The sequence below is a fragment of the Pseudomonas sp. NY15437 genome, from assembly GCF_048068435.1.
Taxonomy (GTDB): domain Bacteria; phylum Pseudomonadota; class Gammaproteobacteria; order Pseudomonadales; family Pseudomonadaceae; genus Pseudomonas; species Pseudomonas nitroreducens_B.
In genome coordinates this window covers 327,124-350,072 of sequence record NZ_JBLUQC010000003.1, presented here as the reverse complement: position 1 = coordinate 350,072, position 22,949 = coordinate 327,124, and the positions used below count along the sequence as shown (strand labels likewise).

Genomic DNA, 22,949 nt, shown 5'->3' with positions numbered 1-22,949 from the left:
GCGGCGGGCGCCTGCTGCGCTTGTGCCGCAGAGGCCGGGCGGGGTCAAGCCGCACGGCGCTGGCAAGCACGCCGATGTCGCCTGCACGCCGCGGCACTTCATTCCTGCGCGGCTTCCCTCTACAGTCTGGCGATCCGCTCAAGGCGACAACGGTGACCCATGGACAGGTTTCAGGAAATGACGGTGCTGCTGGCGGTGGCCGAAGCCGGCAGCTTTGCCGCCGGCGCCAAGCAACTGGGCCTGTCGCCGCCCAGCGTGACCCGCGCCATCGCCGCGCTGGAGCAACGCCTGGGCACCCTGCTGCTGGCGCGAAGCACCCGCAGCGTGCGGCTCACCGACGCCGGCCAGCGCTACGTGGAGGATTGCCGGCGCATCCTGCAGGAGCTGCAGGACGCCGAGGAGCTGGCCTCGGGCAGTGCCTTGCGCCCGCGCGGCAACCTCACGGTGACCGCCCCGGTGCTGTTCGGCGAGCTGTACCTCATCCCGCTGATCGCCAGCTACCTGGAGGCCCACACCGAGGTCACGGTCAACGCGGTGCTGGTGGACCGCGTGGTGAACATGCTCGACGAAGGCATCGACGTTGCCGTGCGCATCGGTCAGTTGCCCGAAGGCAGCCTGACCGCGCTGAAGGTCGGCGAAATCCGCCCGGTGGTCTGCGCCGCCCCTGGCTTCCTCGATCGCCACGGCCGCCCGCAGCACCCCAACGAGCTGCTCGACGCGCCGATCGTCATAGCCGCCACCAGCGTGCTGATGACCCATTGGCAGTTCATCACCCCGGAAGGACCGCTGACGCTGCGCCCGCCGTCGCGCTTCGTGGTCAGCTCGAACAATGCCGCGCTCCATGCCGCGCGCCTGGGCGGCGGCTTTACCCGCGTGCTGTCGTACCAGGCTGCCGAGGCGGTGGCACGGGGCGAGCTGGAGATCGTCCTCGCCGACTTCGCCACGGCGCCGCTGCCGATCCACCTGCTCTACCAGGACGGCGCGCGACTGCCGGCCAAGGTGCGCAGCTTCGTCGCCCATTGCGCGGAACGCCTGCGCGCCGATACCGCCCTGCAGGTCGCCAACCGGTGAGCCGCTACCGGGAAATCCAGGTGTTCGACGCTGTCGCCCGCGCCGGCAGCCTGGCCGGAGGTGCGCGGCTGCTTGGGCTGTCCACCGCAACGGCGATGCGCCTGGTCGCCGCGCTGGAGGCGCGCCTGCACTGCGAGCTGCTGCAGCGCGGCCCACGCGGGGTGGCGTTGAGCGCCAGCGGCGAGACCTTCGCCGCCAGCTGCCGGCAGATTCTCGCCGGCATCGAGGAGGTCGAAGGCTCGCTCGGCGGCCTGCAGGCGCACCCCGCCGGGCAGTTGAACCTGACGCTGCCGCTGCTGATGGGCGACCGCATCTTCGCCCCCATCGCGCTGGACTACCTGGCCGCCTTTCCGGACGTGCGCGTGGTCAGCCACCACCGGGAAGACCTGCCGCGCCTGCTGGAGGACGGCATCGATGTCGCCCTGGTGATCGGTGCGCTGCCCGACTCCTCCGGCTTCGCCCTGCCGGTGGGCAGCGTGCGCCCGGTGGTCTGCGCAGCGCCCGGCTACCTCGCACGCCACGGCGTGCCGCTGGCGCCGGAAGACCTCAAGGCGCACCGCATCATCGTTGCCGGCAGCCAGGGCGCGGTCAGCGAATGGCGCTTCCGCCACCAGGGCGCGTCGCGTTCGGTGCGCCTTGCGCCGCGACTGACCTGCAGTACCACCCACGGAGCGATCCGCGCCGCCAGCCTGGGGCTGGGGCTCACCCGCTGCATGAGCCACGAGGCCCATGGTGAACTGAGCAGCGGGCGCCTGCAGCTGGTGTTGCAGGACTATGCAGCGCCGGGCGTGCCGGTACAGCTGATCTATCGCGAAGGCCGTCGCGCGGCGGCGCGGGTGCGCAGCTTCCTCGACTTTGTCGTGCCGCGCCTGCGGGCGCACCCGGCGCTGCGCGGGTAAACCTGAACCCCGCCGCTCGGGCCGTCGCAGGCATGGCCAGCTCCTACAGGCCCAGCCCCACCACTCCCCTGTAGGAGCGGGCCACGCCCACGACCCGCCGGCAGAGCCGGCGCCATCCGCGTGCCCCACCGGCAACGCCGGCGCCCATGGGTTCGCGAGCAAGCTCGCTCCTACACGCAAGTGCCGGGTCGTCTGTAGGCGCGAGCTTGCTCGCGAACATCGCCGTCGCGGCCCCCGCCGGCAGCCTCCCCCCATTCTTCCGCATTCTGAAACGCTGGATTGCCCGCCCTGGCGATTCTGCGCGCCGGCCAACGGGCGCAGCATGCGTCCATCAGCTCGAGCAACCCACCCCGGCCCCCTCGCGCTGCCTCCCCACTCACGACAAGGAACCACCGTCATGTCCCACGCCATCAAACTCTTCCGCCACCCGCTGTCCGGCCACGCCCACCGCGTCGAGCTGATGCTCTCGCTGCTGCAGCTGCCCGCCGAACTGATCTCCGTCGACCTCGCCAAGGGCGCCCACAAACATCCGGACTTCCTCGCCCTGAACCCCTTCGGCCAGGTGCCGGTGATCGACGACGACGGCGTCATCGTTGCCGACTCCAACGCCATCCTGGTGTACCTGGCGAAGAAGTACGGCAACGGCCGCTGGCTGCCGGAGGACCCGGTCGGCGCCGCCCGTGTGCAACGCTGGCTCTCGGTGGCCGCCGGGCAGGTCGCCTTCGGCCCCGCTGCCGCACGGCTGATCACCGTGTTCGGCGCGGCGTTCAATCCGCAGGAAGTCATCACCCGCGCCCACACGCTGTTCCAGGTGATGGAACGCGAACTGGCGAAGACCCCCTTCCTGGCCGGCCAGGAGGCGACCATCGCCGACGTGTCCAACTACTCCTACATTTCCCATGCGCCGGAGGGCAACGTTTCCCTGCAGGACTACCCCAACCTGCGCGCCTGGCTGGCCCGCGTGGAAGCCCTGCCGCACTTCGTGCCGATGCAGCGCACCACCATCGGCCTGCAAGCCTGATGCAACCCATGCTGCCGGGGTGACCCGGCAGCCCTCTCGTCGCGAGGTGAACGCCATGTTCCAGTTGCCAAAACACCGCACCTCCCCCTGGCACGCCGGCGAGAAGGCCGTCCAGGAGCGCGTCGGCGTCGCCGAGCGCATGGAAGTCCACGGCCAGAAGGTCATCCGCGACTACATGCCCGACCAGCACCGCGAGTTCTATCACCAGTTGCCCTTCATCATCGCCGGCGCCGTGGATGACCAGGGCCGGCCCTGGGCGACCCTGCTCGAAGGCGCGGAAGGCTTCGTCACCTCGCCGGACCCGAAAAGCCTGCTGCTGGACAGCGTGCCCGACAGCCAGGACCCGGCCGCCAGCGGCCTGCAAGCTGGCAACCCCATCGGCCTGCTGGGCATCGAGCTGCACACCCGCCGGCGCAACCGCATGAACGGCATCCTCCGCGAAGTGGATGGCGGCCGGCTGGCGGTGGCTGTCGAGCACTCCTTCGGCAATTGCCCGCAGTACATCCAGAAGCGCGAGTGGAGCCGCGACGAGCAGCGCTACAGCCAGCGTGCCCCGCGCCAGGACTTCAAGGCACTGAACGATGAACTGGCGGCGATCATCGGCAACGCCGACACCTTCTTCGTCGCCAGCTACGTGCAGCACGAGGATGGCGAACGCTCGGTGGACGTTTCCCATCGCGGCGGCCGCCCAGGTTTCGTGCGGGTCGAGGGCAATCGGCTGACCATCCCCGACTACGCCGGCAACCTGCACTTCAACACCCTCGGCAACCTGCAGGCCAATCCGCAGGCTGGGATGTTGTTCGTCGACTTCGAGAGCGGCGACGTGCTGCAGGTCCATGGCCGCACCGAGATTCTCTTCGACAGCCCACTGCTGACCGCCTTCGAAGGCGCCGAGCGCCTGTGGACGCTGGAGGTGCAGCACGCCGTCCTGCGCCGCAGCGCCCTGGCGCTGCGCTGGAGCTTCCGCGAATACTCGCCCACCAGCCTGATGACCGGCACCTGGGCCGAAGCCGACGCCACGTTGCGCGAGCGCGAGCGCGAGCAGCGCCAGCAATGGCAGGACTGGCAGGTGCTGCGTGTGGAGCGTGAGAGCGAGGACATCCGGTCCTTCTACCTGCAACCGCCAACCGGCGTTGCCGTGGACTTCGCACCGGGGCAGCACCTGCCCGTGCGGCTGACCACTGGCGAGCAACCGCTGATCCGCACCTACAGCCTGTCCAGCGCGCCGTCGGATGGCGAGCTGCGCATCAGCGTCAAGGCCCAGGGCCCGGCGTCGCGCCACCTGCATGAGCAGGTCCGGGTGGGCGACCACCTGCAGGTGCGCGCGCCCATGGGCAGCTTCACCCTCAAGCGCGACAGCGCACGCCCGGTGGTGCTGATCGCCGCCGGGGTGGGCATTACGCCGCTGCTCTCGATGCTGCGCGAACTGGCAGCGGGACCGGCCCGGCGTGTTCATCTGTTCCAGTCCGCACGGACGCTGGGCCAGTTGCCGTTCCAACGGGAGATCGCCGAACTGCGCCAGCGCGCTCCCCACCTGCAAATCCACCGCGCGCTCAGCCGCCCGGAGGACAGCGCCGTGCTTGGCGTTGACTTCGAACAGCAGGGGCGCCTGGACATCGAGGCGATCAGGACGCGGCTGCCGCTGGACGACTACGACTTCTACGTCTGCGGTCCCGGTGAATTCACCCAGGCGATCTATGACGGCCTGCGCGGGCTGAACGTCGCCGACGGGCGCATCCATGCCGAAACCTTCGGCCCCTCGACACTCAAGCGCCGGGGTGACGGCTCCGCGCCGACCTGGGTGCAGCCGCCCCCCGCCACCGAACCGGTGCCGGTGTACTTCGCCGGCTCGGCCAAGGAAGCCCGCTGGAAGCCCGAAAGCGGCACGCTGCTGGAGCTGGCCGAAGCCCGCGGCCTTGCGCCCGATTTCAGCTGCCGCGGCGGCTCCTGCGGCACCTGCCGGACGAAGATCGTCAGCGGCCAGGTGCACTACCCCAACCCGCCGGCGGAACTGCCCGAAGCCGGCAGCGCATTGATCTGCTGCGCCATCCCGGCGCAGGACGACGGCGGCGTGCAACCGCTGGTGCTGGACCTCTAGGGAGCGAATCGATGATGAACGCGCTGAACGCATTCGAAAGCGGGAGCAAGCGCTTCCCGCAGTGGGACGAGGAACTCGTCGAGTCAGCCGCACCGGCTTTCTGCGGGCCGAACGAGGCGGAAGTGGGCTTCCTGCTGCCGCAGTTGCTGTCGACGCCGGGTTGCCCGTCGCGCTCGCGCACCGTGGAGATCGGCGCGGCACTGCTGCGCTGGCTCAGGCGCGCCGCGTAACTCCAGAAGCCGACCTGTAGGAGCGAGCGTGCTCGCGAACTCCATTCGACACGCCCAGAACGTCCGGAAGGAACACGGTTCGCGATCCCGCATTACCCCGCCGCCGCAGGCGCTCCGGGTGGCGGCGATGATGGCCTTCACCACCGCCACCCAGGGCCCCGGTCGCCGTCTGCGTCCTGGCGATTGCCCACGCGCCGGAACGGGGAGCTGGAAGAGAGCTCAGTCGCCTTCGTCGAGACGCTCGACCCAGCGCTCGGCGGCATCGTGGGAGGCCTGGAAGGCTTCCTCGTGGGATTCCCACGGGCCGATCACCACGTCCAGCGGCGAGACGCCGGCCGGCACCTTCGCCAACGACAGCAACACTTCGCCCACCTTGCCCGGCGCGATGTAACGCGGCGACATCAACACGGCGATGCCCGTGGACGTCAGGTATTCACTGGGCGCCATGAACTCCGGCTCGACTGACTGCTGCATGTGATTTCCCCCCGGCCGCGGATGGCCTGTTCTGCTCTGCACACCATGGATGGGGCGCACGGTGCGACCCCCACTGTTGTCCTGACCCGAGCGAGCGGACGACAGTTCCGGCAACCATGGCGGCCGGCCGGGCGAGCGGACAGACGGCTGCTACTGCGCCGACCACACCGCCAACTCGTAGCCGTCCAGGTCGATGAAGTGGAAGCGCCGGTCGCCGGGGACGGCGGGAAATCTCGGGTCGCGGCACATACTGGCCATTTCGAGGCAATTACCGAATAATCGTCGCGAATCAGCCAGAACCGCCACCATGCTCAACATCCCCCTCGCCAGCGTCGACGATGTCGACCGCGCCGTGCTGGCCATCGGCACCGATTACCCCCTGGGTACTTTGCTCAAGCCCCACGCGCACCGACGCGCGCAGTTCCTCTATGGCATGAGCGGGCTGATGGAAGTGGAAACCGAGGACGGCGCCTGGGTGATTCCGCCCTACAGCGGTGTGTGGATTCCCGCCGGCAAGCAGCACCGTGTGCTGATGCGCGGGGTCAGCACCCGCAGCCTGTACATCGACCCCCAGCTGCCGGTGCGCGATACCCACCTTTGCCAGGCGCTGACCGTCTCGCCGCTGCTGCACCACCTGCTGCTGGCCAGCGTCGAGGTACCGGCGCTGCATGACGAAAACGGCCGCGACGGCGACCTGATCCGCCTGTTGCTGCACGAACTGCGCCGGGCGCCGAGCCTGCCGCTGTTCGCCCCGCTGCCGGCGCAGCCGAAGCTGGCCGAGCTGTGCCGGGCGTTCCTGCGTCAGCCGAACATCGGCGTCACGGCGGATCGCTGGGCCGCCGAACTGCACTGCAGCGCCCGCACCTTCAGCCGGCTGTTCCGCCAGCAGACCGGCCTGTCCTTCGGCGCCTGGCGCCAGCAGGCGTGTCTGCTCGCCGCCGTCACCCGCCTCGCCGCCGGCGCACCGGTCACGCGCGTGGCGCTGGAACTGGGCTACGACAGCCCGAGCGCCTTCTCCAGCATGTTCCGCCGCAGCCTGGGCGTGGCGCCGAGCAGCTACCAGGCCACCACCGACAGCGCCTGACGCCGTTGGCGCAATCGGACGGAACCCTCGGCGCGCGGCTCCTTCGATATGCATAGGTCGCATCCGCCCGAGGAGCCCCCATGCATAACCTGGAAACCCCCACCCTCAAGCTGGGGTTGTTCGACCCCTCGAACAGCTTCGCCCAGGCGCTGATTGCCGGCGCCCTGCAGCGCCAGCATGAAGTCACCGTGCTGCTGGACGACCTCAACCGCCTGCGCGCCCGCCCCGGGCTGCGCTGCAAGCTGGGCAGCCTGGAATCCTCGATCACGGTCAGCGAAGCGGTGTCGGGGCTCGACGTGGTGTGCGCCATGCTCACCGAGCGCCCGACGCGCGACCTGCCGCCGCAATGTGGCGCGTTGATTGATGGTTGCCTGCGCGCGGAGGTGCCTCGCTTGCTCCTGGTAGGCCACTGGGGCTGGCTAGTGGAGCCCAGCGACGCCGACCAGGAACAGCTCGGCGCCGGCCTCGCCCGCAGCCTGGAGGTCAGCGGGCTGGACTGGACGCTGGTAGAGGCACCGCCACTGCCCGAGGGCCTGCGCATCGACGACTTCAGCCGCGCCGGTGACGCCGCCACGCAGGACACGGCACTCGCCCTCTCCTACGCCGACGCGCTGCTGGATGAGATGCAACTGGGCCTGCACAGCGGCCAGTGCCTGCGTCTGCGTCGCAGCGAGGCGTGAGCGCCATGTCCGGCCCCGATGCGCTCAGCCAGTGCCTGGGCACCCTGCTCCTGGCGCTGGCGTTCAGTGCCTTCATCCTCTTCGTGCGCAGCTATCGCCCGGCCGGGGTCAGCGCGCGCTGGTACGACCTGGTGCTGGCATTCGTCGGCCTATGGCTGGCGTTGTGGCCCGAGCTCGGCACCTTCCTGCGGGCGATGAGCCTCGAAAGCGCGCTGGGCCTGCTGGCACAAGTCATCGCCACCGTGATCGGCGGACTGCTCGGGGCCGGCGTGGCCTATGGGCTGGGCCGGCTGATGCGCGAAAGCAGAGGCACGGCGAAGCGGAGCAGGCGCCCCCGCTGAGGCGCCGCAGAACGGCCCGGGGTTCACCGGGCCCGAAAGCAAGCCTCGCGCGCCGGGCTGCCGCTTATTCGGCCCAGCGCCGGAACAGCACGCTGGCGTTGACGCCGCCAAAGCCAAAACCGTTGGAGAGCGCAAAGTCGGTATCCAGCGCACGCGGTGCCCCAGCCGCGATGTCGAGCCCTTCGGCCAACGGGTCCTCCTGGGTCAGGTTGAGCGTTGCGGGCGCCACCTGGTCCCGCAATGCCAGCACGGTGAAGATCGCCTCGATCCCGCCCGCCGCCCCCAGCAGGTGGCCTGTTGAGGATTTGGTGGCGCTGATGACCGGTGACGCCACGTCCTCGAACACCGACCGGATGGCCGCCAACTCTGCCCTGTCGCCCACCGGAGTGGAGGTGGCGTGAGCGTTCAGGTGCCCCACCTGCTCCGGTGTGATGCCGGCCTGTTGCAGTGCCGCTCTCATGGCTCGTTGCGCGCCCTCGCCGTCCTCCGGCCCGGAGGTGATGTGGTGGGCGTCGGCACTGGTGCCATAGCCCACCAGCTCTGCCAGCGGCGTCGCCCCACGCGCCAGGGCATGCTCGAGTTCTTCGATGACCAGCAACCCGGCCCCCTCGCTCATGACGAAGCCTTCCCGCGCGGCATCGAATGGCCGGGAGGCCGCTTCGGGGTGGTCGTTGAATTCACTGGCCAGGGTCCGCGCGGCGGCGAACCCGGCGAGGCTGACGCGGTGGATGGCCGCTTCCGCTCCACCGCACAGCGCGACATCGACCTCGCCAGCCTGGATCATCCGCGCCGCATCGCCAATCGCCTGGACGCCGGCTGCACAGGCCGTCACCGGCGCGCCCAACGGCCCTTTCAGACGATGACGGATGGATACCTGACCGGCAGCCAGGTTGCACAGGAACGAAGGAATGGTGAAGGGCGAGAGTCGGCGCGGGCCCTTGCTGTCCGTGGTACGCACGGCTTCGGCGATAGCCGGGAAGCCGCCGATGCCCGAGGCGATGATCGTGGCGGTACGTTCCTGCTGCCGGGGCGACTGCGGATGCCAGCCGGCTTGCTCCAGCGCCTCCTCCGCCGCCGCCAGGGCGAACAGGATGAAGCGATCGACCTTGCGCTGCTCCTTCTGCGGCAGCACACGATCCGGGTCGAAACCGCCATGCGGGTCCTCTTCCAGACCGGGTACCTGGCCCCCAATGCGCACCGACAAATCGCCAATCAGCTCTGCCGGCAGCTCCCGGATCCCCGATCGGCCGGCCAGCAAACGCTCCCAGACCCGGTCCACACCGCATCCCAGCGGCGTGACCGCGCCCATACCCGTTACGACGATGCGCTTTCTCATGAAGACCTCACTCCTCTCTCGGTTTGGTACGATCTGGAAGAAAGACGTTACTATCATAATGAAAGTAACATGACGCCTTCATTTTTTTCCCAGACAGGAGCGAGCGAACCCGATGCAGCGCAAGACACTGTTGAACGCCGAATGCCCCGTGGCGCTGAGCCTGGAACACGTGGGCGAATGGTGGAGCCTGCTGATCATGCGCGATGCGCTGCAGGGCCTGCGTCGATTCGACGAGTTCTCCAAGAGCCTCGCCATCGCCCCCAACATGCTGACCCGCCGGCTCAACGCCCTGGTCGACGCCGGGCTGCTGGAACGCCGCGCCTACAGCACCAAGCCGTTGCGCCACGAGTACGTTCCCACCGAGCGCGGGCGTGACCTCATCGGCGTCATCTTCGCCCTGATCGCCTGGGGCAATAAGCACTTCGCCGGCAGCGAAGACAGCGTGCGGGTCGTCGAGAAAACATCGGGCAGGACCGTTCAACCGATGATGGTCGACATCGAAACGGGAACGGTGGTGCCCTGGGAGGATTGCGAAGTGGCCGCAGGCCCCGGCGCCAGCGACGACATGCGAGAGCGGATCGCCGGGATCAAGACCCGGTTGCAGTGACCGGCGCCCCGCAGCCAATGGCTGAGCTGGCTACAGCGCCTGCGATGCCCGTGTCGATTTCGCGGGTTCTGCAAGTGCGGACCACGCGAGTGCATTCAGCAAAGGCTGAAAAACAGAACAGCCCACCCTGCGGCGGGCCGCTCCGGCGGAGCAGGCAGCCTCAGATAGTGCGCGAGAACCGCTCCTGCTGCGCCCCGCCCAGGTAGGCATCGAAGGCCATCGCCACGCTGCGCATCATCAGCTGGCCCTGGGGTAGCAGCACCAGCGCGTCGTCGTGCAGTTCGATCAGGCCGTCGCCGACCTGCTCCTGCAACTGCCGCAGCGAGCCGTCGAAGTACTCGGCAAAGCGAATCCCGTGGCGCTGCTCCAGCGGGGCGTAGTCCACCCGGCCGTGGCACATCAGGGCGCTGATCACGTCGCGGCGCAGGCGGTCGTCCTCGCTCAGGCGATAGCCCTTGTGCACCGGCAGCAGGCCCTCGTCGAGCCGTGCGTAGTACTGCGACAGCTCCTTCACGTTCTGCCCGTAGGTATCGCCAACCTTGCTGATGGACGACACGCCCAGGGCGATCAGGTCGCAGTCGGCGTGGGTCGAGTAACCCTGGAAGTTGCGCTGCAGGGTGCCGTTGTTGCGGGCGACGGTGAGTTCATCGCCTGGCAGGGCGAAGTGGTCCATGCCGATGTAGACGTAGCCGGCTGCGGTCAGGCGCTGGATGGTCAGCTCCAGCAGTTCCAGCTTGCGCTCCGGCGGTGGCATGTCCTCGCGGCGGATCAGCCGCTGCGCGCGCACCCGTTCGGGCAGGTGGGCGTAGCTGTAGGCGGCGATGCGGTCGGGGCGCAGGGCGATGATCTTGCCGAGGGTGGTGTCGAAGCTCGCCACGGTCTGCAACGGCAAGCCGTAGATCAGGTCGACCGAGACCGACTTGAACCGCGCGTCACGAGCGGCCTGCACCAGGTCGAACACCTGCTGCTCGCTCTGCACGCGGTTGACCGCCTCCTGCACCTGCTCGTCGAAATCCTGCACACCGAAACTCAGGCGGTTGAAACCCTGGGCGCGCAGCTCGGCGATGCGTTCGCGGCTGATGGTGCGCGGGTCGACTTCGATGGAGAACTCGTGGGCATCGCTTTCATCGAGGTTGAAATGCTCACGCAGGCAGCTCATTACGTCGCCCAGTTGCTCGCTGGTCAGGTAGGTCGGCGTGCCGCCCCCCAGGTGCAGTTGGGTGAGCGTGCGCGAGCCATCGAACAGCGCGGCCTGCAGGGCAATCTCGCGTTTCAGGTAGTCTAGGTACTCCACGGCGCGGTGAGTCTTCTGGGTGATGATCTTGTTGCAGGCGCAGTAGTAGCAGAGGCTCTTGCAGAACGGGATATGGATGTACACCGAGAGCGGCTTGGCCGCGCCTTGGTTGCTGCGCTGGGCAGCCGCGCGGTAATCGTCGGCGGTGAAGGCGCCATGGAACTGCGGCGCGGTGGGGTAGGAGGTATAACGCGGGCCGGGACGGTCGTACTTCTCCACCAGCGCGCGGTTGAAATTCATCGATTCGGGCATGACACGGGCTCCTGAGGCGCTGGCAGTCTGTCGCTGCGAGTCGCTGCCGCACGATACTCCGCTCACGCTAAGCGCCTCCTGCGCGGGATCAAGAAAGATCTCCTGCGCAGGAGAAATCTTCACGGTCGTACACCGGTTGCCGACACACGGCGCATTGGCGACTCGCAATGCCACGGGCTGTAGCGCGCCCAATGACGGGCACCTCACTCATCGCGCAACGGGTGCGTCCTGTACCGCATCCAGGCGGCAGAACCGGGCCTGGTGCGAGCCATGTTCGCGCAAACGGGGCACCAACTGCCCCTTTTGACATTTCCGCAACTTGCCCGCCATGTATGCCCTTTTGCGCATATCCAATCATAGATTGTGCGGCTATTTCGGTACTCGTCGGAAAGAAACCGGCCGTGGTTCTGCTCCGCAAGCTGACGGGCATTCTCGATCCCAAGCCGGAGGCTCTCGATTTGACACTTAGGGCACCAACTGCCTCTAAGCATCTGCGTGGCCAGTGACTGCCAGGTATGTCCTTGGGCACAACGAAATGGGTATTTAGGGTATGCCATCGAAGCTGGCGATGAAGCTGCTGTCACGCGCGGCGCGGGTGACCACGCGGGTGATGACCGCGCCGGGTGCGAAGGCCTGCGGCGCGCCGTCGACCTTGAGGACCTGGCCGGGTGCGAGGGCGGCGCTGCTGGTAATGCCGCCGAGGCGGGTCTGCTGGTTGAGGTAGCGTTCATGGCGCAGGCGGCCGTAGAAGAAGCCCGACTCGCTTTGCAGGTTTTCGTCCTGCGCGTACGCATTTCCCAGCACGCCGTAGTTTTCGCCGTAATGGTAGGCCTCGCCATAGGTGGTCGGATCGCCACGGGACTGGTCGACTTCGCCCTGGAGCCAGGCATTGGCGTCACGATAGTCGTAGGACAGGAAGTGGACGTTCTGCTCGACAACGCCATGGCTGGACTGCAATTGCCAGACGGCATCGTGTCCGTCGCTGCTGGTGCCGGACTGGGGTTGGTAAGGCAGGCTGACGCCGCGTTCGTAGGCCCTTTGGTCGTCGTGCAGCTCGACGACGTCGATGCGCAATTTCTCGTTGGCTGTGAAGCGATACCAGATGCCGACCTCGGCGAGCAGGCGGTTGACGAAGGCGAGGTCCGACTCGCCAATCTGGAGCGTTTGTTCCCTAGTTGGGTATTCGCGGGTCAGCTGGAAGAAGAAATCCTGCCCAGCCCACTGGTGCCGCTCGCTGCGAAAGACGCTCTCGACGATTTCCGGAACGGATTTCTGCAGGTAGACCCGGTATTGCCGTCCCCTGTCCAGCAGGGCCAGGCGTGGCTGCAGGGTGACCTCATAGCGGGTTTCATCGGCGGACGCCGCCAGGCGGCGGTAGCCGGTAATCACACCATATAAGGTGCGCAGCGGTTCGCTGGCGGGTACCGGCATGCCGATGTAGGGCACCGGTGTGGGGGGCGGATAAAGACTGAAGCGGGCTTCCTTGCCCAGCAATCGGTCGGCGGGAATGTCGTGCTGCGCGCAGGTCAGCTCGATGGTGTAGCGGTACGGCTGGCTGAGGCCTTCTTCCCCATGGAATGAGACGATGTCCAGCAAACCATCGAAGTCCTGAATCTGGATTTTGTGTCGGTTGTGATCGAAAAACAGCGGCGTTTCGAACTGCATGATGCCCCGACCTCCTTGTGCGATGGGTGAGCGCAGGAGGTGGGCCAGAAGACCGAACCAGTGCCTGCAAACGCTTATTTGGACGAGCGTGCAGGTTTGGTTATCGAGGGGGAATCAACCGATTCCGGGATACCTGAGGGAAAGGTCGGGCGTTTTTTCCTAGGATTTAATGTGGCGCGACACAAGGCGTGCCGCTTTTCATTGCGCGCAAGTTCACTCCTGTAGCGTGCTCAAGGCCGCTGGCGACGCACCGTGGAGAGCAGGCTCGTGGGAATCGACATCAGCAGGATATAGGCCGCCACCGCGAGCATCAGCCCGCCGCTCCCCAGCAGCAGGTAGCGGCGCTCCTTCACCACGGTCAGGTCCAGCCCGCCGGAGAACAGGATCCAGCCGAGGCCGGCCAGGGCCACGGTGAACAGGATGGCGATCAGGTAACTGGCGATGACGATCAGCAACCAGAGCGGACTCCAGCGCCGGCGCGGCAGCTTTTCCATGGTCTTGGGCCTCCCAGCCCCCTCCGACAGTCACATGAGCCCGGCAGTCTGGTGGCCATTGGCGGCCCGCGCAACCCGACCAAAGCGGCAGACGCGCCGCCCAGGCGCACCGGGACAACGGCTTACCCGACCGGCAGCGGCTGCCTGGCATACCGGAAAGCCGCCCAGGGCGCTTACAATCGCGCTTTTCACCGTTTATGCAGTACGGTTTCAAAAATGGCCCTCGATCCACCCACCATGTTGACCATCTCGGTCGCCCTTGCTGCGGCCGCAGCGCTGTACCTGGCCATCGAGTGGCGCAGCGTGCGCGAACGCTCGCTGCTGTTCTGGAGCGCTGGCTTCGCCACCATTTCCCTTGGCTCGACCCTCGCGCTGCTGCGCATGGGCGGCTACCTGGTGGTGGGCGTCTGGTTCGCCAATGGCCTGCTGGTGCTGGCCCACTGGTTCTTCCTCTACGGCGTGGCGAAGTTCACCGACACCCGGCTGTCGCGCGGCTGGCTGCTGCTGCCGCTGACCTGGATGGCACTGCTGGCGTTGCCCGAGGGCGGCCCGCTGTGGTCCAGGCTGATGCTGCTGGCCAATTCCTGGCTGGTCGCCCTGCTCTCCCTGCGCGCCAGCTTCCTGCTGCGCCCCCACGGCAAGTCCCTCAGCGTAGGCGCCGTGCAGTTGCGCTACGTGATGCTGGTGCACGGCGCCTTCTATCTGGCCAAGGGCGCGACAGCGATCATTCCCGGCACGCTGATCGACCTGGCAGCCTTTCGTGGCGAGATCATCCAGATTTCCCTGGTCGAGGGCGCGATGGCGATCATGCTGATTGCCCTGTCGATGACCGGCACCGAGCGTTACCGCCGCGAGAAGCGCATCGCCCGCCTGGCCGCCCGCGACCCGCTGACCGCCCTGTACAACCGCCGCGCCCTGGAAGTGCGCGCGCCACGCGTGTTCGAGGACGTCTCGCCGGAGCGCCCCGGCGCCCTGCTGCTGATCGATATCGACAACTTCAAGCAGGTCAACGACCTGCACGGCCACACCGCCGGCGACCGCCTGCTGGTAGCGCTGAGCGAGATGATCCGCGCCGCGCTGCCGGAGCGGGCGGTGGCGGCGCGCCTGGGCGGTGACGAGTTCGTCATCCTGCTGGGCGGCGTCGCCAGTGAACAGGTGATGGCGCTGGCCGGCACGCTGCGCGAGCAATTCCATGCCCTGGCCGCGCAGAGCTTCGCCACGCCGCAAGCGGTGACGCTGAGCATTGGCGCCAACCTGTTCGACCAGCCCCCAGCCAGCCTCGCCGCGCTGATCGAGCAAGGCGATGCGACGCTCTATGAGTCCAAGCGCGGCGGCCGGGACAGCATCCGATTGATGGACCGCACGGTTGCCAATGGCGGCCGGCTGGGCTGAGAGCCGGCCGCGAGCGACGTCAAGGCCGGTGGCGGTTGCGACAGACCTCGGCGCGGGCCTTCATCAAAGCTTAATCTCGCGCCGGCAAGCTGGACTCAGTCACCAAAGGTGCGTGACCTATGAATGCTGCCTGTTCCAGGCAGCATTTTTTTTGCCCGGCGGTGCGGGGAAGCCGCAGGAGCGACGGTGTTTACCTGAAACTCCTTGCCGGCGATTGTCCCTCTCCCTGACCCTGGCTACGCGCCCCGCTCCGAAAGGGTGTGGGGAGGCCTGCCACGACCTTCCATGCAGGAGCGGACTCCGTCGGCGCGCGGTGTGCATCGCACCGACGGTTATCGCTGACATCCTCCGCGTCTGCACAACCGCTCGTGCCGGACAACCCGCCCGATAGATGCTATATGCCTTGAGGCGCGCACCGATGTGCGCCCGCCTCCACCTGCCTTCGTATGGATACCGGCATGCCGATCCGCCGTTCGACAACCGTTCTCCTCGCCAGCCTGGGCCTGACCGGCGCCATTGGCGTGCTGTCCGCCTGGGCCATTCTGGAAATGCGTCACGACGCCTTCGAGGTCGCCAGCGCCAACGGCCACAACATCGCCCTGCTGGTGCAGCGCGACATCCAGCGCAACCTCGATCTCTACGACATGACCCTGCAGGCGATAGCCCACGTCCATGCCCAGCCGGAGATCCGCGGGCTGTCGATGGACACCCGCAACCTGCTGCTCAGGGCCTACACCGCGCCCACCCGCGGCATGGGCTCGGTGTTCCTGACCAATGCCGACGGTGTCGCGACCTACAGCTTCGGCAAGGAAGTGCCCGCACGCATCGACCTCTCCGGCCGCGAGTATTTCCAGGCGCTACGGGTATCGCGCAGCGACGCGCCCTATCTCAGCCACCCGTACATCCCCTACTCCAACAATGCCCGCAACAGCATCGCCCTGAGCCGTCGCCTGGAACGCGAGGACGGGAGTTTCGCCGGCGTGGTCGGCGCGAACCTCGAACTGGCCTACTTCAGCGAACTGTTCAGCGGCCTCAACCTGGGCGAGGGCGGCACGGTCAGCCTGCACATGCGCGACGGTACGCTGCTGGCCCACTGGCCCGAGAGCGAACCCACCGCGACCCTGAACGAATCCTTCCAGCGTTACCTGGGCAACGGTGCGGAGAACTTCTTCGATACCAACAACGACGGGCTGGAACGCTGGCACGACTTCCGTCCGGTGGAAGGCTACCCGCTGGTATTCAGCGTCGCTCTGCCCTCCCGCGAGATCTACGAGGACTGGTATTGGCGCGCCAGCCTGATCGGCCTGCTGGGGGTCTCCCTGGTCGCCGCGGTGCTCGGCCTGGCGCTCACCGCCCTGCGCCAGATGCGCGAACGCGATCGCCAGGAGGCCGAGCTGCGCCTGGCCGCCAGCACCGACCCGCTGACCGGCCTGAACAACCGCCGCGCCTTCGACCTGCGCGCCGGCCACGAATGGGCGCGCTACCAGCGCAGCGGCGCGCCGCTGGCGGTGATGCTGATGGACATCGACAAGTTCAAGGCCTACAACGACCACTACGGCCACCCTGCCGGCGACGCGGCGCTCAAAACCGTGGCCCGGGTGATCGCCGAACATTCGCGGCGCCCCGCCGATTGCGCGGCACGCTTCGGCGGCGAGGAATTCGTGGTGCTGCTGGGCGACAGCGGGGAAGCCGACGCCCTGGCCCTGGCCGAGCAGATCCGCGCCGGTCTGCAGGCCCTGGAAGTGCCGCACGAACACGGCCCCCTGGGCGTGCTGACCCTGAGCATCGGCGTGGCCTGCACGTCGCAGTTCAGCCCGAGCGACTGGGCCGAGCTGCTGCAATCGGCGGACAGTGCGCTGTACCAGGCCAAGAACGGCGGGCGCAACCGCGTGGTGGCCTTCCGCTGCACCGCGGTCGGAGCCTCCTAATCCCGCCGGCCGCCCAGGCTCCGCAGCGCGAGCTCGCAGGCGAATAGAAATTCGAACGCCTCCACCTGGCGCAGCGCATCGCTCATGCGCGGGCCCCAGGTGTACAGGCCGTGGCCGCGGATCAGGTAACCGGGGCAATCCGGATGCGCATCCAGCCAGGGCTGCACCTGGGCGGCCAGACGGGCGATGTCCTGGTCGTTGTCGAAGATCGGCACGGTGACGCGGTCTTCGTGGGTGGTGACGCCGGCGAAGGCCTTCTGCAGTTCGTAGCCTTCCAGTTCCAGGCGGTCGCCCACCGTCAGACGCGACAGTACGGTGGCGTTGATCGAATGGGTGTGCAGTACCGCGCCGATCTCGCCACGCCAGGCGTAGAGCTGGGTGTGCAGCAGGGTTTCCGCGGACGGCTTCTTGCCCAGTTCCAGGCTGTTGCCGGCCAGGTCGGTCTCCAGCACGTCATCCTCGCCGAGCTGGCCCTTGTGCTTGCCGGAGACGGTGAGCAACGCGCGGTCGGCCGCCAGGCGCGCCGAATAGTTGCTGCTGGTGGCCGGCGACCAGCCGCGGCCGTAGAGGAAACGTCCGGCCTCGATGATCTGCCGGGTGAGTTGCTGGCGGGTGTCAGTCATGGGAAACCGAAGCGATGGTAAGGGGTCGCCACTCTATCCAGCGCCATCCAGCGCGCTAAATACCGAAATCGCATGGACTCATAACCGCTCCCCATTCACCCTCGGGAGGACCCGGCCATCTATTCTTTTCAGTTATAAAAACCAGTTAAATTCATATTGGTATATACCAAATACTCTCCCCTTCAATACGCTCCATCGCAGTTGCCGGCCGTTGGCCGTTTCGGAGAAAGGTTTCATGTTTGCCTTGCGGGTCATGCTCGAATACTTCCACCCCTGGCCCAATTCGGCCGGTTTCTACCTCGCCCGTGAACGCGGCTGGTACCGCGATGCGGGGCTGGACGTGGAACTCGTGGTGCACGACCCCTATCACGGCGACACCCTGGACCACCTGGCACGCGGCGCCGCTGCCTTTGGCGTATTCCCCAGCAACCGCCTGCTGGTGCGCCGCGAGCTGGGCCAGCCGCTGATCGGCGTGGCGGCGATCAACCATCGCGGCCTGGAGTCGATCCAGACCCTCACCGACAGCGGCATCCGCCGCCCCCGTGACCTGCCGGGCAAACGCCTGGCGCTCAACCCCACCCCGCGTGGCCTGGCCATGGTGCGCCACCTGGTATCCCGTGATGGTGGCGACCCCGACGCGGTCGAGCTGGTCGATGCGGGCTTCCGCGAGCTGCGCCCGGAGGACCTGGCCGCCGGCCTCGCCGATGCCAGCTTCGGCGGCTACTGGGCCTGGGAAGCGCTGCTGCCCAGCCCCATCGCCGAGGAACGCCGCGTGGTCCTGCCGGTGGACGAGATCGGCGCACCGCCCTATCACAGCTACCTGCTGGGCGCCCGCGAGGATTGGCTCGATGCCAACGCGGACGTCGCCCGACGCTTCCTCGCCGTCACCGCGCGGGGATTCCTCGCCGCCGCGGCGGAGCCGGAAGCCGCGTTGCCCGTCTACGAACGCACCATTCCGTACTTCCCCCACGAGATGCTGGCAAAATCCCTGCGGCGCATCGCGCCCAGCTGGCTGCACGACGGCCGCTGGGGCGAACAGCGCGAGGAACTGCTGCAGCCCTACGCCCAGTGGCTGCATGACTATGGTGTGCTGCGCGACCCGGAAATCTGGCGCGGCGCCACCAGCAATGCCTGGCAAGTGGAGACCCCAGCATGACGAAACGCCTGAGCCACGGCATGGGCCTGGAACCGGTGGAGCCCGACTGGCCGGCCCTGACCGAGGCGGAAGTGGCCACCCTGCTGGCGGGCTTCACCCAGGTGAGTGGCCAGCCTCGGCTGCTCTGGCACAGCCCGCGCCCGTTCTCCGCCGCTGCGCTGGTGGCGACCGACAGCGGCCCGCTGTTCGTCAAGCGCCACCACCCCAGCGTGCGCACGGCGGCCTGGCTGGCGGAAGAACACGCCTTCCTCGATCACCTGGCCCGCCGTGGCGCCCCGGTGGCCCGCGTGCTGCGCGATGGCGCCGGCCACAGCACCATCGCCCGCGACGGCTGGACCTACGAGGTACACGAGAAGGCCGAGGGGCTGGACCTGTACCGCGACGCGCTGTCCTGGACGCCCTTCCAGCACAACGCCCACGCCTTCGCCGCCGGCGGCGCGCTGGCCACACTGCACCGCGCCGCCGAAGGCTTCGATGCCCCCTCGCGCAGCGCAGGTGTGCTGCTGAGCAACCTGAACCTGTTCGGCGCGGCGGACCCGCTGGCCGCCATCGAGGCGACCTTCCCCCAGGCGCCCGCCCTCGCCGACTACCTGCAGGCGCGCCCGTGGAAGCAGACCCTGGGTGAGCTGCACCTACCGCTGCAACGCACGCTGCTGCCCTACCTGCAGCGCCAGCCGGCGCTCTGGACCCACAACGACTGGCACGCCTCCAACCTGCTGTGGAGCGAAGACGGTCCGCAGGCGCAGGTGGCCGCGGTGCTCGACTTCGGCCTGAGCGACCGCAGCTTTGCGCTGTTCGACCTGGCCACCGCCATCGAACGCAACCTGGTGCCCTGGCTGGAGCTGGACCAGGGCCGCAGCGCCGTGGCCGATCTCGATGCCCTGGACGCGCTACTGGCCGGTTACGCCAGCGTGCGCCCGCTGGGCCGCGACGACCTGCACGCACTGGCTGCACTGCTGCCGCTGGTGCATGCGGATTTCGCCCTGTCCGAGGTCATCTACTTCCACGGCATCCTCGGCCAGGCCGACAGCGCCTCGCTGGCCTACGACAACTACCTGATCGGCCACACGCGCTGGTTCCTGGACAGCGAGGGCCAGCGTCTGCTGAATCATGTGCGCCAGTTGGCCGCGAAGGTGGCTTGAGATGACCGACATCCTGATCAGCCCCGAAGAACTCGCCACCACGCTGGACGACCCGCGACTGCGCCTGCTGGACGCCAGCGTCGAACTGGCCGCGCCCGAGTTCGACGGCGACTACCGCGTCACCAGCGGCCACGCCGGTTGGCTCGCCGGGCACATTCGCGGTGCGCGCCATGCCGACCTGCTGGTCGACCTGGCGGCTACCGGGGCGACCTTCAGCTTCGCCCTGCCGGACGCGGAGCAGGCGCTGGATGCCTTGCAAGCGCTGGGGATCGAGGATGGCTCGCAGATCGTGATTTACGACGGCAGCGACGGCTTCTGGGCCGCGCGCCTGTGGTGGATGCTGCGCAGCCTGGGCCTCGACGCAAGGGTGCTCGACGGCGGGCTGCGCGCCTGGATCGCCGCGGGCTACCCGCTGGAGCGCGGGGACCTGCCCGCGGCGCGACGCGGCGCACTGTCGACCCCGGCAGAGTACCGCGACGGCTACTGGGTCGACCGCCGGCACGTCGAGAACGTCGTGGCCGGTGCCGCGGCCGGCACGCTCGTCTGCGCTCTGTCCGCGGCCCTCTTCGATGGCAGCGCCATTACCCGTTACGCCCGCCGCGGGCACATCCCCGGCAGCCGCAACCTGCCGGCACGCACACTGTTCGACGACGACGGCCGCTACCGCCGCGGCGCAGCCCTGGACCAGGCCCTCGCCGGGCTGCGCCAGGCCGAGCCGCCCTTGCTGCTGTACTGCGGCGGCGGTATCTCCGCTGCCGCCCTGGCCCTGGCGCTGACGCTGGCCGGGGAAACGCGGGTCGCGATCTATGACGGCTCGCTGCAGGAGTGGGCCGCAGAGCCTGCCCTGCCATTGACCACCGGAGCAGCTCCGGCCTGACAGCCCGCCCGCGGGCAATCACGTCTCACATCCACGGCCATCCGTTTCGCGCGGGAGGGGCTTTGCCCCGTGCATTCCCGGCGCACGCCCCGGCGATTTTCAGGAGCGTTCCATGCAGTACCTGCCGCGCCCCGCGCGCACGCGATTTCCCCTCAGCCTGCTGACCCTGGCCGTGCTGCTGGCCAGCGGCCCCGGCCAGGCCGAGGAAGCCACCACCCTGGACACCGTCACGGTGATCGGCCATGACACGCAGAGCTACGCCAGCAACCGCGCCTCGGTCGGCGGCTTCGGCGAGGCGCCGCTGCTGGACACGCCCGCCGCCATCTCGGTGTTCAACCAGGCGCTGCTCAAGGACCAGCAGGCGCGCCTGCTCAGCGACGTGCTGAAGAACGACGCCTCCACCGGCGAGGCCTATGCGCCGGTGGGCTACTACGAGAACTTCGAGATCCGCGGTTATTCGCTCAACGCCGCCAGCAGCTACAAGATCAACGGCCGCACCATCACCGGCGAGCAGAACGTGGCGCTGGAGAACAAGGAGCAGGTCGAGGTGCTCAAGGGGCTGTCCGGCCTACAGAGCGGCGTGTCCGAACCCGGCGGGGTGATCAACTACGTCACCAAGCGCCCCCAGGACGTGCGCTCGGTGACCCTCGGCACCGACGACGAGGGCGGCCGCTACCTGGCCACCGACGTCGGCGCCTGGCTGGACGGCGAGCAGACCGTGGGCGTGCGGGTGAACCTCGCCCACGAGGACCTGCGCTCCTACATCGACCACACTGACGGCAAGCGCGACTTCGCTTCCCTGGCCCTGGACTGGAACCTCTCGCCCAATGCGCTCTGGCAGTTCGACGCCGAATACCAGAACCGTCGCCAGCCCTCGGCGCCGGGCTACCAGTTGCTCGGCGGGACCGAACTGCCCCACGGCATCGACCCGCACGACCGCCTCGGCTACCAGAGCTGGGCCGACCCGGTGCGCATCGAATCGCTGAACCTCAACACGCGCTTCGAGTACCGCTTCGACGATGCCTGGACCGGCACCCTCAGCGCCTCGCGCAGCAAGGTGGTGATCGACGACTACAGCGCCTTCCCCTGGGGCTGCTACGGTGCCGCCAGCTGTGCCGATTCGGCCGTGCCGAACTACTTCAGTCCCGAGGGCGACTACGACCTCTACGACTTCCGCAGCCCCGATGACACCCGCCGCAACGACGAACTGGAAGCCGCGCTGCACGGCCAGTTCGCCACCGGCTGGCTGCGCCACGAGCTGACGGTCGGCACCTCGGCGTTCCGCCGCGTGCTGGACAGCCGCCCGGAGCTCAACGAGTGGGTCGGCACCGGCAACATCTACACCGGCATCGGCGCCGTGGCGCCCGCCGAGGGCGAGCCCGGCCACAGCTATCGCCACCTCGACAGCCGCCAGTACGGCCTGTTCGCCAGCGACCGCATCAGCCTGAACGAGCAATGGCAGCTGGTGCTCGGCGGCCGCCAGGTACGCCTGGACGAACGCACCTTCGACAGCGATGGCGACACCACCCGCCATACCCGCCGCTCGGAGTTCCTGCCCAACGGCGCGCTGATCTTCAAGCCGCGCGAGGACATCTCGATCTACGGCAGCTACAGCAAGGGCCTGTCCCTGGGCGGCGAGGCGCCCTGGTTCGCCAGCAACGCCGGCGATACCCTGGCGCCCACCTCCTCGCGCCAGGTCGAGTTCGGCATCAAGCAGGAGCTGGCCGGCTTCGACTGGAGCGCGGCGCTGTTCCAGATCCACCAGGCCTACCAGTTCGCCCGCCCCAATGGCGACGGCACCTTCACCTACGTGCAGCAGGGCCAGCAGAAGAACAGCGGGCTGGAGTTGTCCGCCAGTGGCCGGGTAACCTCCGCGCTGCAATTAAGTGGCAGCGTCGCGGCCATCCGCTCGCGCGTGGTCAACAGCGGCACGGACGACTACGAGGGCCACCAGGCGATCAACGTTCCGCGCCTGCGCGCGAGCCTGCAGGCCGACTACGCACTGGCCGACGTGCCGGGGCTCTCGCTGCTCGGCACGGCGCGCTACAGCGGGGCCAAGTACGCCGACCGCGACGGCGCGGTGGAGGTCGGCGGCTACACCGTGTATGACGTCGGCGCGCGCTTCAGCACGCGGCTCGGGGACTACCCGACCACGCTGCGGCTGAGCGTCGACAACCTGTTCGACAAGCGCTACTGGCGCGATGTCGGTGAATATTTCGGCGACGGCTACCTGTTCCAGGGTGCGCCGCGCACGGCTCGCCTGACGGCGAGCGTCAACTTCTGAG

The 22,949-nt window shown here is 68.1% G+C and carries 20 protein-coding genes and 2 pseudogenes; 15 read left to right on the top strand and 7 right to left on the bottom strand.

Annotated elements, in window-relative coordinates; all coding sequences use genetic code 11:
- The first annotated feature begins 159 nt into the window (after nucleotides 1-159).
- The 5 genes from ACNFIA_RS09090 (at nucleotide 160) to ACNFIA_RS09070 (ending at nucleotide 5,319) form a co-directional block, all read left to right on the top strand.
- On the top strand, nucleotides 160-1,071 hold the full coding sequence (locus ACNFIA_RS09090; protein ID WP_416784220.1) for a LysR family transcriptional regulator: 912 nt from the start codon (nucleotides 160-162) through the stop codon (nucleotides 1,069-1,071).
- Entirely contained in the window at nucleotides 1,068-1,970 is a 903-nt protein-coding gene (locus tag ACNFIA_RS09085; RefSeq protein WP_416784218.1) for a LysR family transcriptional regulator, read from the top strand. Before ACNFIA_RS09090 ends, ACNFIA_RS09085 begins: the two co-directional genes overlap by 4 nt.
- A gap of 397 nt (nucleotides 1,971-2,367) precedes the next feature.
- Nucleotides 2,368-2,991, top strand: a complete 624-nt coding sequence (locus ACNFIA_RS09080) for a glutathione S-transferase family protein (RefSeq protein WP_416784216.1) — start codon at nucleotides 2,368-2,370, stop codon at nucleotides 2,989-2,991.
- A gap of 55 nt (nucleotides 2,992-3,046) precedes the next feature.
- Nucleotides 3,047-5,089: a pyridoxamine 5'-phosphate oxidase family protein gene (locus tag ACNFIA_RS09075; protein WP_416784214.1), complete on the top strand. Its 2,043-nt coding sequence runs from the start codon at nucleotides 3,047-3,049 to the stop codon at nucleotides 5,087-5,089.
- Between the two features lie 11 nt (nucleotides 5,090-5,100).
- Nucleotides 5,101-5,319, top strand: coding sequence for a hypothetical protein (locus ACNFIA_RS09070; protein ID WP_416784212.1), 219 nt, complete (start codon nucleotides 5,101-5,103; stop codon nucleotides 5,317-5,319).
- Between the two features lie 219 nt (nucleotides 5,320-5,538).
- Here the strand turns inward: ACNFIA_RS09070 and ACNFIA_RS09065 are convergent, their stop codons facing one another.
- Nucleotides 5,539-5,793 (bottom strand): hypothetical protein, encoded by a 255-nt coding sequence (locus tag ACNFIA_RS09065; RefSeq protein ID WP_259755481.1) that lies wholly within the window; start codon nucleotides 5,791-5,793, stop codon nucleotides 5,539-5,541.
- Between the two features lie 150 nt (nucleotides 5,794-5,943).
- A pseudogene (locus ACNFIA_RS09060) lies at nucleotides 5,944-6,018 on the bottom strand (VOC family protein); the annotation flags it as partial.
- 82 nt (nucleotides 6,019-6,100) lie between these two features.
- Here ACNFIA_RS09060 and ACNFIA_RS09055 point away from each other — a divergent pair.
- From ACNFIA_RS09055 to ACNFIA_RS09045, 3 genes are all read left to right on the top strand, one after another.
- Nucleotides 6,101-6,877 carry an AraC family transcriptional regulator gene (locus ACNFIA_RS09055; RefSeq protein ID WP_259755482.1) on the top strand — a complete coding sequence of 259 codons (777 nt, stop codon included), beginning with the start codon at nucleotides 6,101-6,103 and terminating at the stop codon, nucleotides 6,875-6,877.
- An 80-nt stretch (nucleotides 6,878-6,957) separates the two neighbouring features.
- A complete protein-coding gene (locus ACNFIA_RS09050; protein WP_416784209.1) occupies nucleotides 6,958-7,557 on the top strand; it encodes an NAD(P)H-binding protein in 600 nt (199 codons plus the stop codon).
- Nucleotides 7,558-7,562: 5 nt separating this feature from the next.
- A complete protein-coding gene (locus ACNFIA_RS09045; RefSeq protein WP_416784207.1) occupies nucleotides 7,563-7,898 on the top strand; it encodes a hypothetical protein in 336 nt (111 codons plus the stop codon).
- Between the two features lie 64 nt (nucleotides 7,899-7,962).
- On the opposite strand, the gene fabF is transcribed toward ACNFIA_RS09045, so the two are convergent.
- Nucleotides 7,963-9,234, bottom strand: coding sequence for a beta-ketoacyl-ACP synthase II (fabF, locus tag ACNFIA_RS09040; protein WP_416784205.1), 1,272 nt, complete (start codon nucleotides 9,232-9,234; stop codon nucleotides 7,963-7,965).
- A 112-nt stretch (nucleotides 9,235-9,346) separates the two neighbouring features.
- Between fabF and ACNFIA_RS09035 the strand changes: the two genes are divergently transcribed.
- Complete coding sequence (locus ACNFIA_RS09035; RefSeq protein WP_416784203.1) at nucleotides 9,347-9,841, top strand: winged helix-turn-helix transcriptional regulator; 495 nt, start codon at nucleotides 9,347-9,349, stop codon at nucleotides 9,839-9,841.
- Between the two features lie 160 nt (nucleotides 9,842-10,001).
- Here the strand turns inward: ACNFIA_RS09035 and hemN are convergent, their stop codons facing one another.
- The 3 genes and pseudogenes from hemN to ACNFIA_RS09020 form a co-directional block, all read right to left on the bottom strand.
- Entirely contained in the window at nucleotides 10,002-11,387 is a 1,386-nt protein-coding gene (gene hemN, locus ACNFIA_RS09030; RefSeq protein ID WP_416784201.1) for an oxygen-independent coproporphyrinogen III oxidase, read from the bottom strand.
- Between the two features lie 546 nt (nucleotides 11,388-11,933).
- A pseudogene (locus tag ACNFIA_RS09025) lies at nucleotides 11,934-13,052 on the bottom strand (type VI secretion system Vgr family protein); the annotation flags it as partial.
- Between the two features lie 230 nt (nucleotides 13,053-13,282).
- The gene (locus tag ACNFIA_RS09020) at nucleotides 13,283-13,546 is read right to left on the bottom strand and encodes a hypothetical protein (RefSeq protein ID WP_259755502.1); all 264 of its coding nucleotides are present in this window, start codon (nucleotides 13,544-13,546) and stop codon (nucleotides 13,283-13,285) included.
- A gap of 216 nt (nucleotides 13,547-13,762) precedes the next feature.
- On the opposite strand from ACNFIA_RS09020, the gene ACNFIA_RS09015 reads away from it, so the two are divergent.
- Nucleotides 13,763-14,938 (top strand): GGDEF domain-containing protein, encoded by a 1,176-nt coding sequence (locus ACNFIA_RS09015; RefSeq protein WP_416784199.1) that lies wholly within the window; start codon nucleotides 13,763-13,765, stop codon nucleotides 14,936-14,938.
- A 458-nt stretch (nucleotides 14,939-15,396) separates the two neighbouring features.
- Nucleotides 15,397-16,866, top strand: a complete 1,470-nt coding sequence (locus ACNFIA_RS09010; protein WP_416784197.1) for a diguanylate cyclase — start codon at nucleotides 15,397-15,399, stop codon at nucleotides 16,864-16,866.
- Here ACNFIA_RS09010 and ACNFIA_RS09005 read toward each other — a convergent pair.
- Nucleotides 16,863-17,489 (bottom strand): methylthioribulose 1-phosphate dehydratase, encoded by a 627-nt coding sequence (locus ACNFIA_RS09005; protein ID WP_416784195.1) that lies wholly within the window; start codon nucleotides 17,487-17,489, stop codon nucleotides 16,863-16,865. The two genes, ACNFIA_RS09010 and ACNFIA_RS09005, sit on opposite strands and share 4 nt — an antisense overlap.
- 235 nt (nucleotides 17,490-17,724) lie before the next feature.
- On the opposite strand from ACNFIA_RS09005, the gene ACNFIA_RS09000 reads away from it, so the two are divergent.
- The 4 genes from ACNFIA_RS09000 (at nucleotide 17,725) to ACNFIA_RS08985 (ending at nucleotide 22,948) form a co-directional block, all read left to right on the top strand.
- Nucleotides 17,725-18,645, top strand: a complete 921-nt coding sequence (locus tag ACNFIA_RS09000) for an ABC transporter substrate-binding protein (protein WP_416784193.1) — start codon at nucleotides 17,725-17,727, stop codon at nucleotides 18,643-18,645.
- The gene (locus tag ACNFIA_RS08995) at nucleotides 18,642-19,787 is read left to right on the top strand and encodes a phosphotransferase enzyme family protein (protein ID WP_416784191.1); all 1,146 of its coding nucleotides are present in this window, start codon (nucleotides 18,642-18,644) and stop codon (nucleotides 19,785-19,787) included. The genes ACNFIA_RS09000 and ACNFIA_RS08995 overlap by 4 nt, the downstream gene beginning before the upstream one ends.
- A gap of 1 nt (nucleotide 19,788) precedes the next feature.
- Complete coding sequence (locus tag ACNFIA_RS08990; RefSeq protein ID WP_416784189.1) at nucleotides 19,789-20,664, top strand: sulfurtransferase; 876 nt, start codon at nucleotides 19,789-19,791, stop codon at nucleotides 20,662-20,664.
- A 112-nt stretch (nucleotides 20,665-20,776) separates the two neighbouring features.
- A complete protein-coding gene (locus ACNFIA_RS08985; protein ID WP_416784187.1) occupies nucleotides 20,777-22,948 on the top strand; it encodes a TonB-dependent siderophore receptor in 2,172 nt (723 codons plus the stop codon).
- Nucleotide 22,949: the final 1 nt, after the last annotated feature.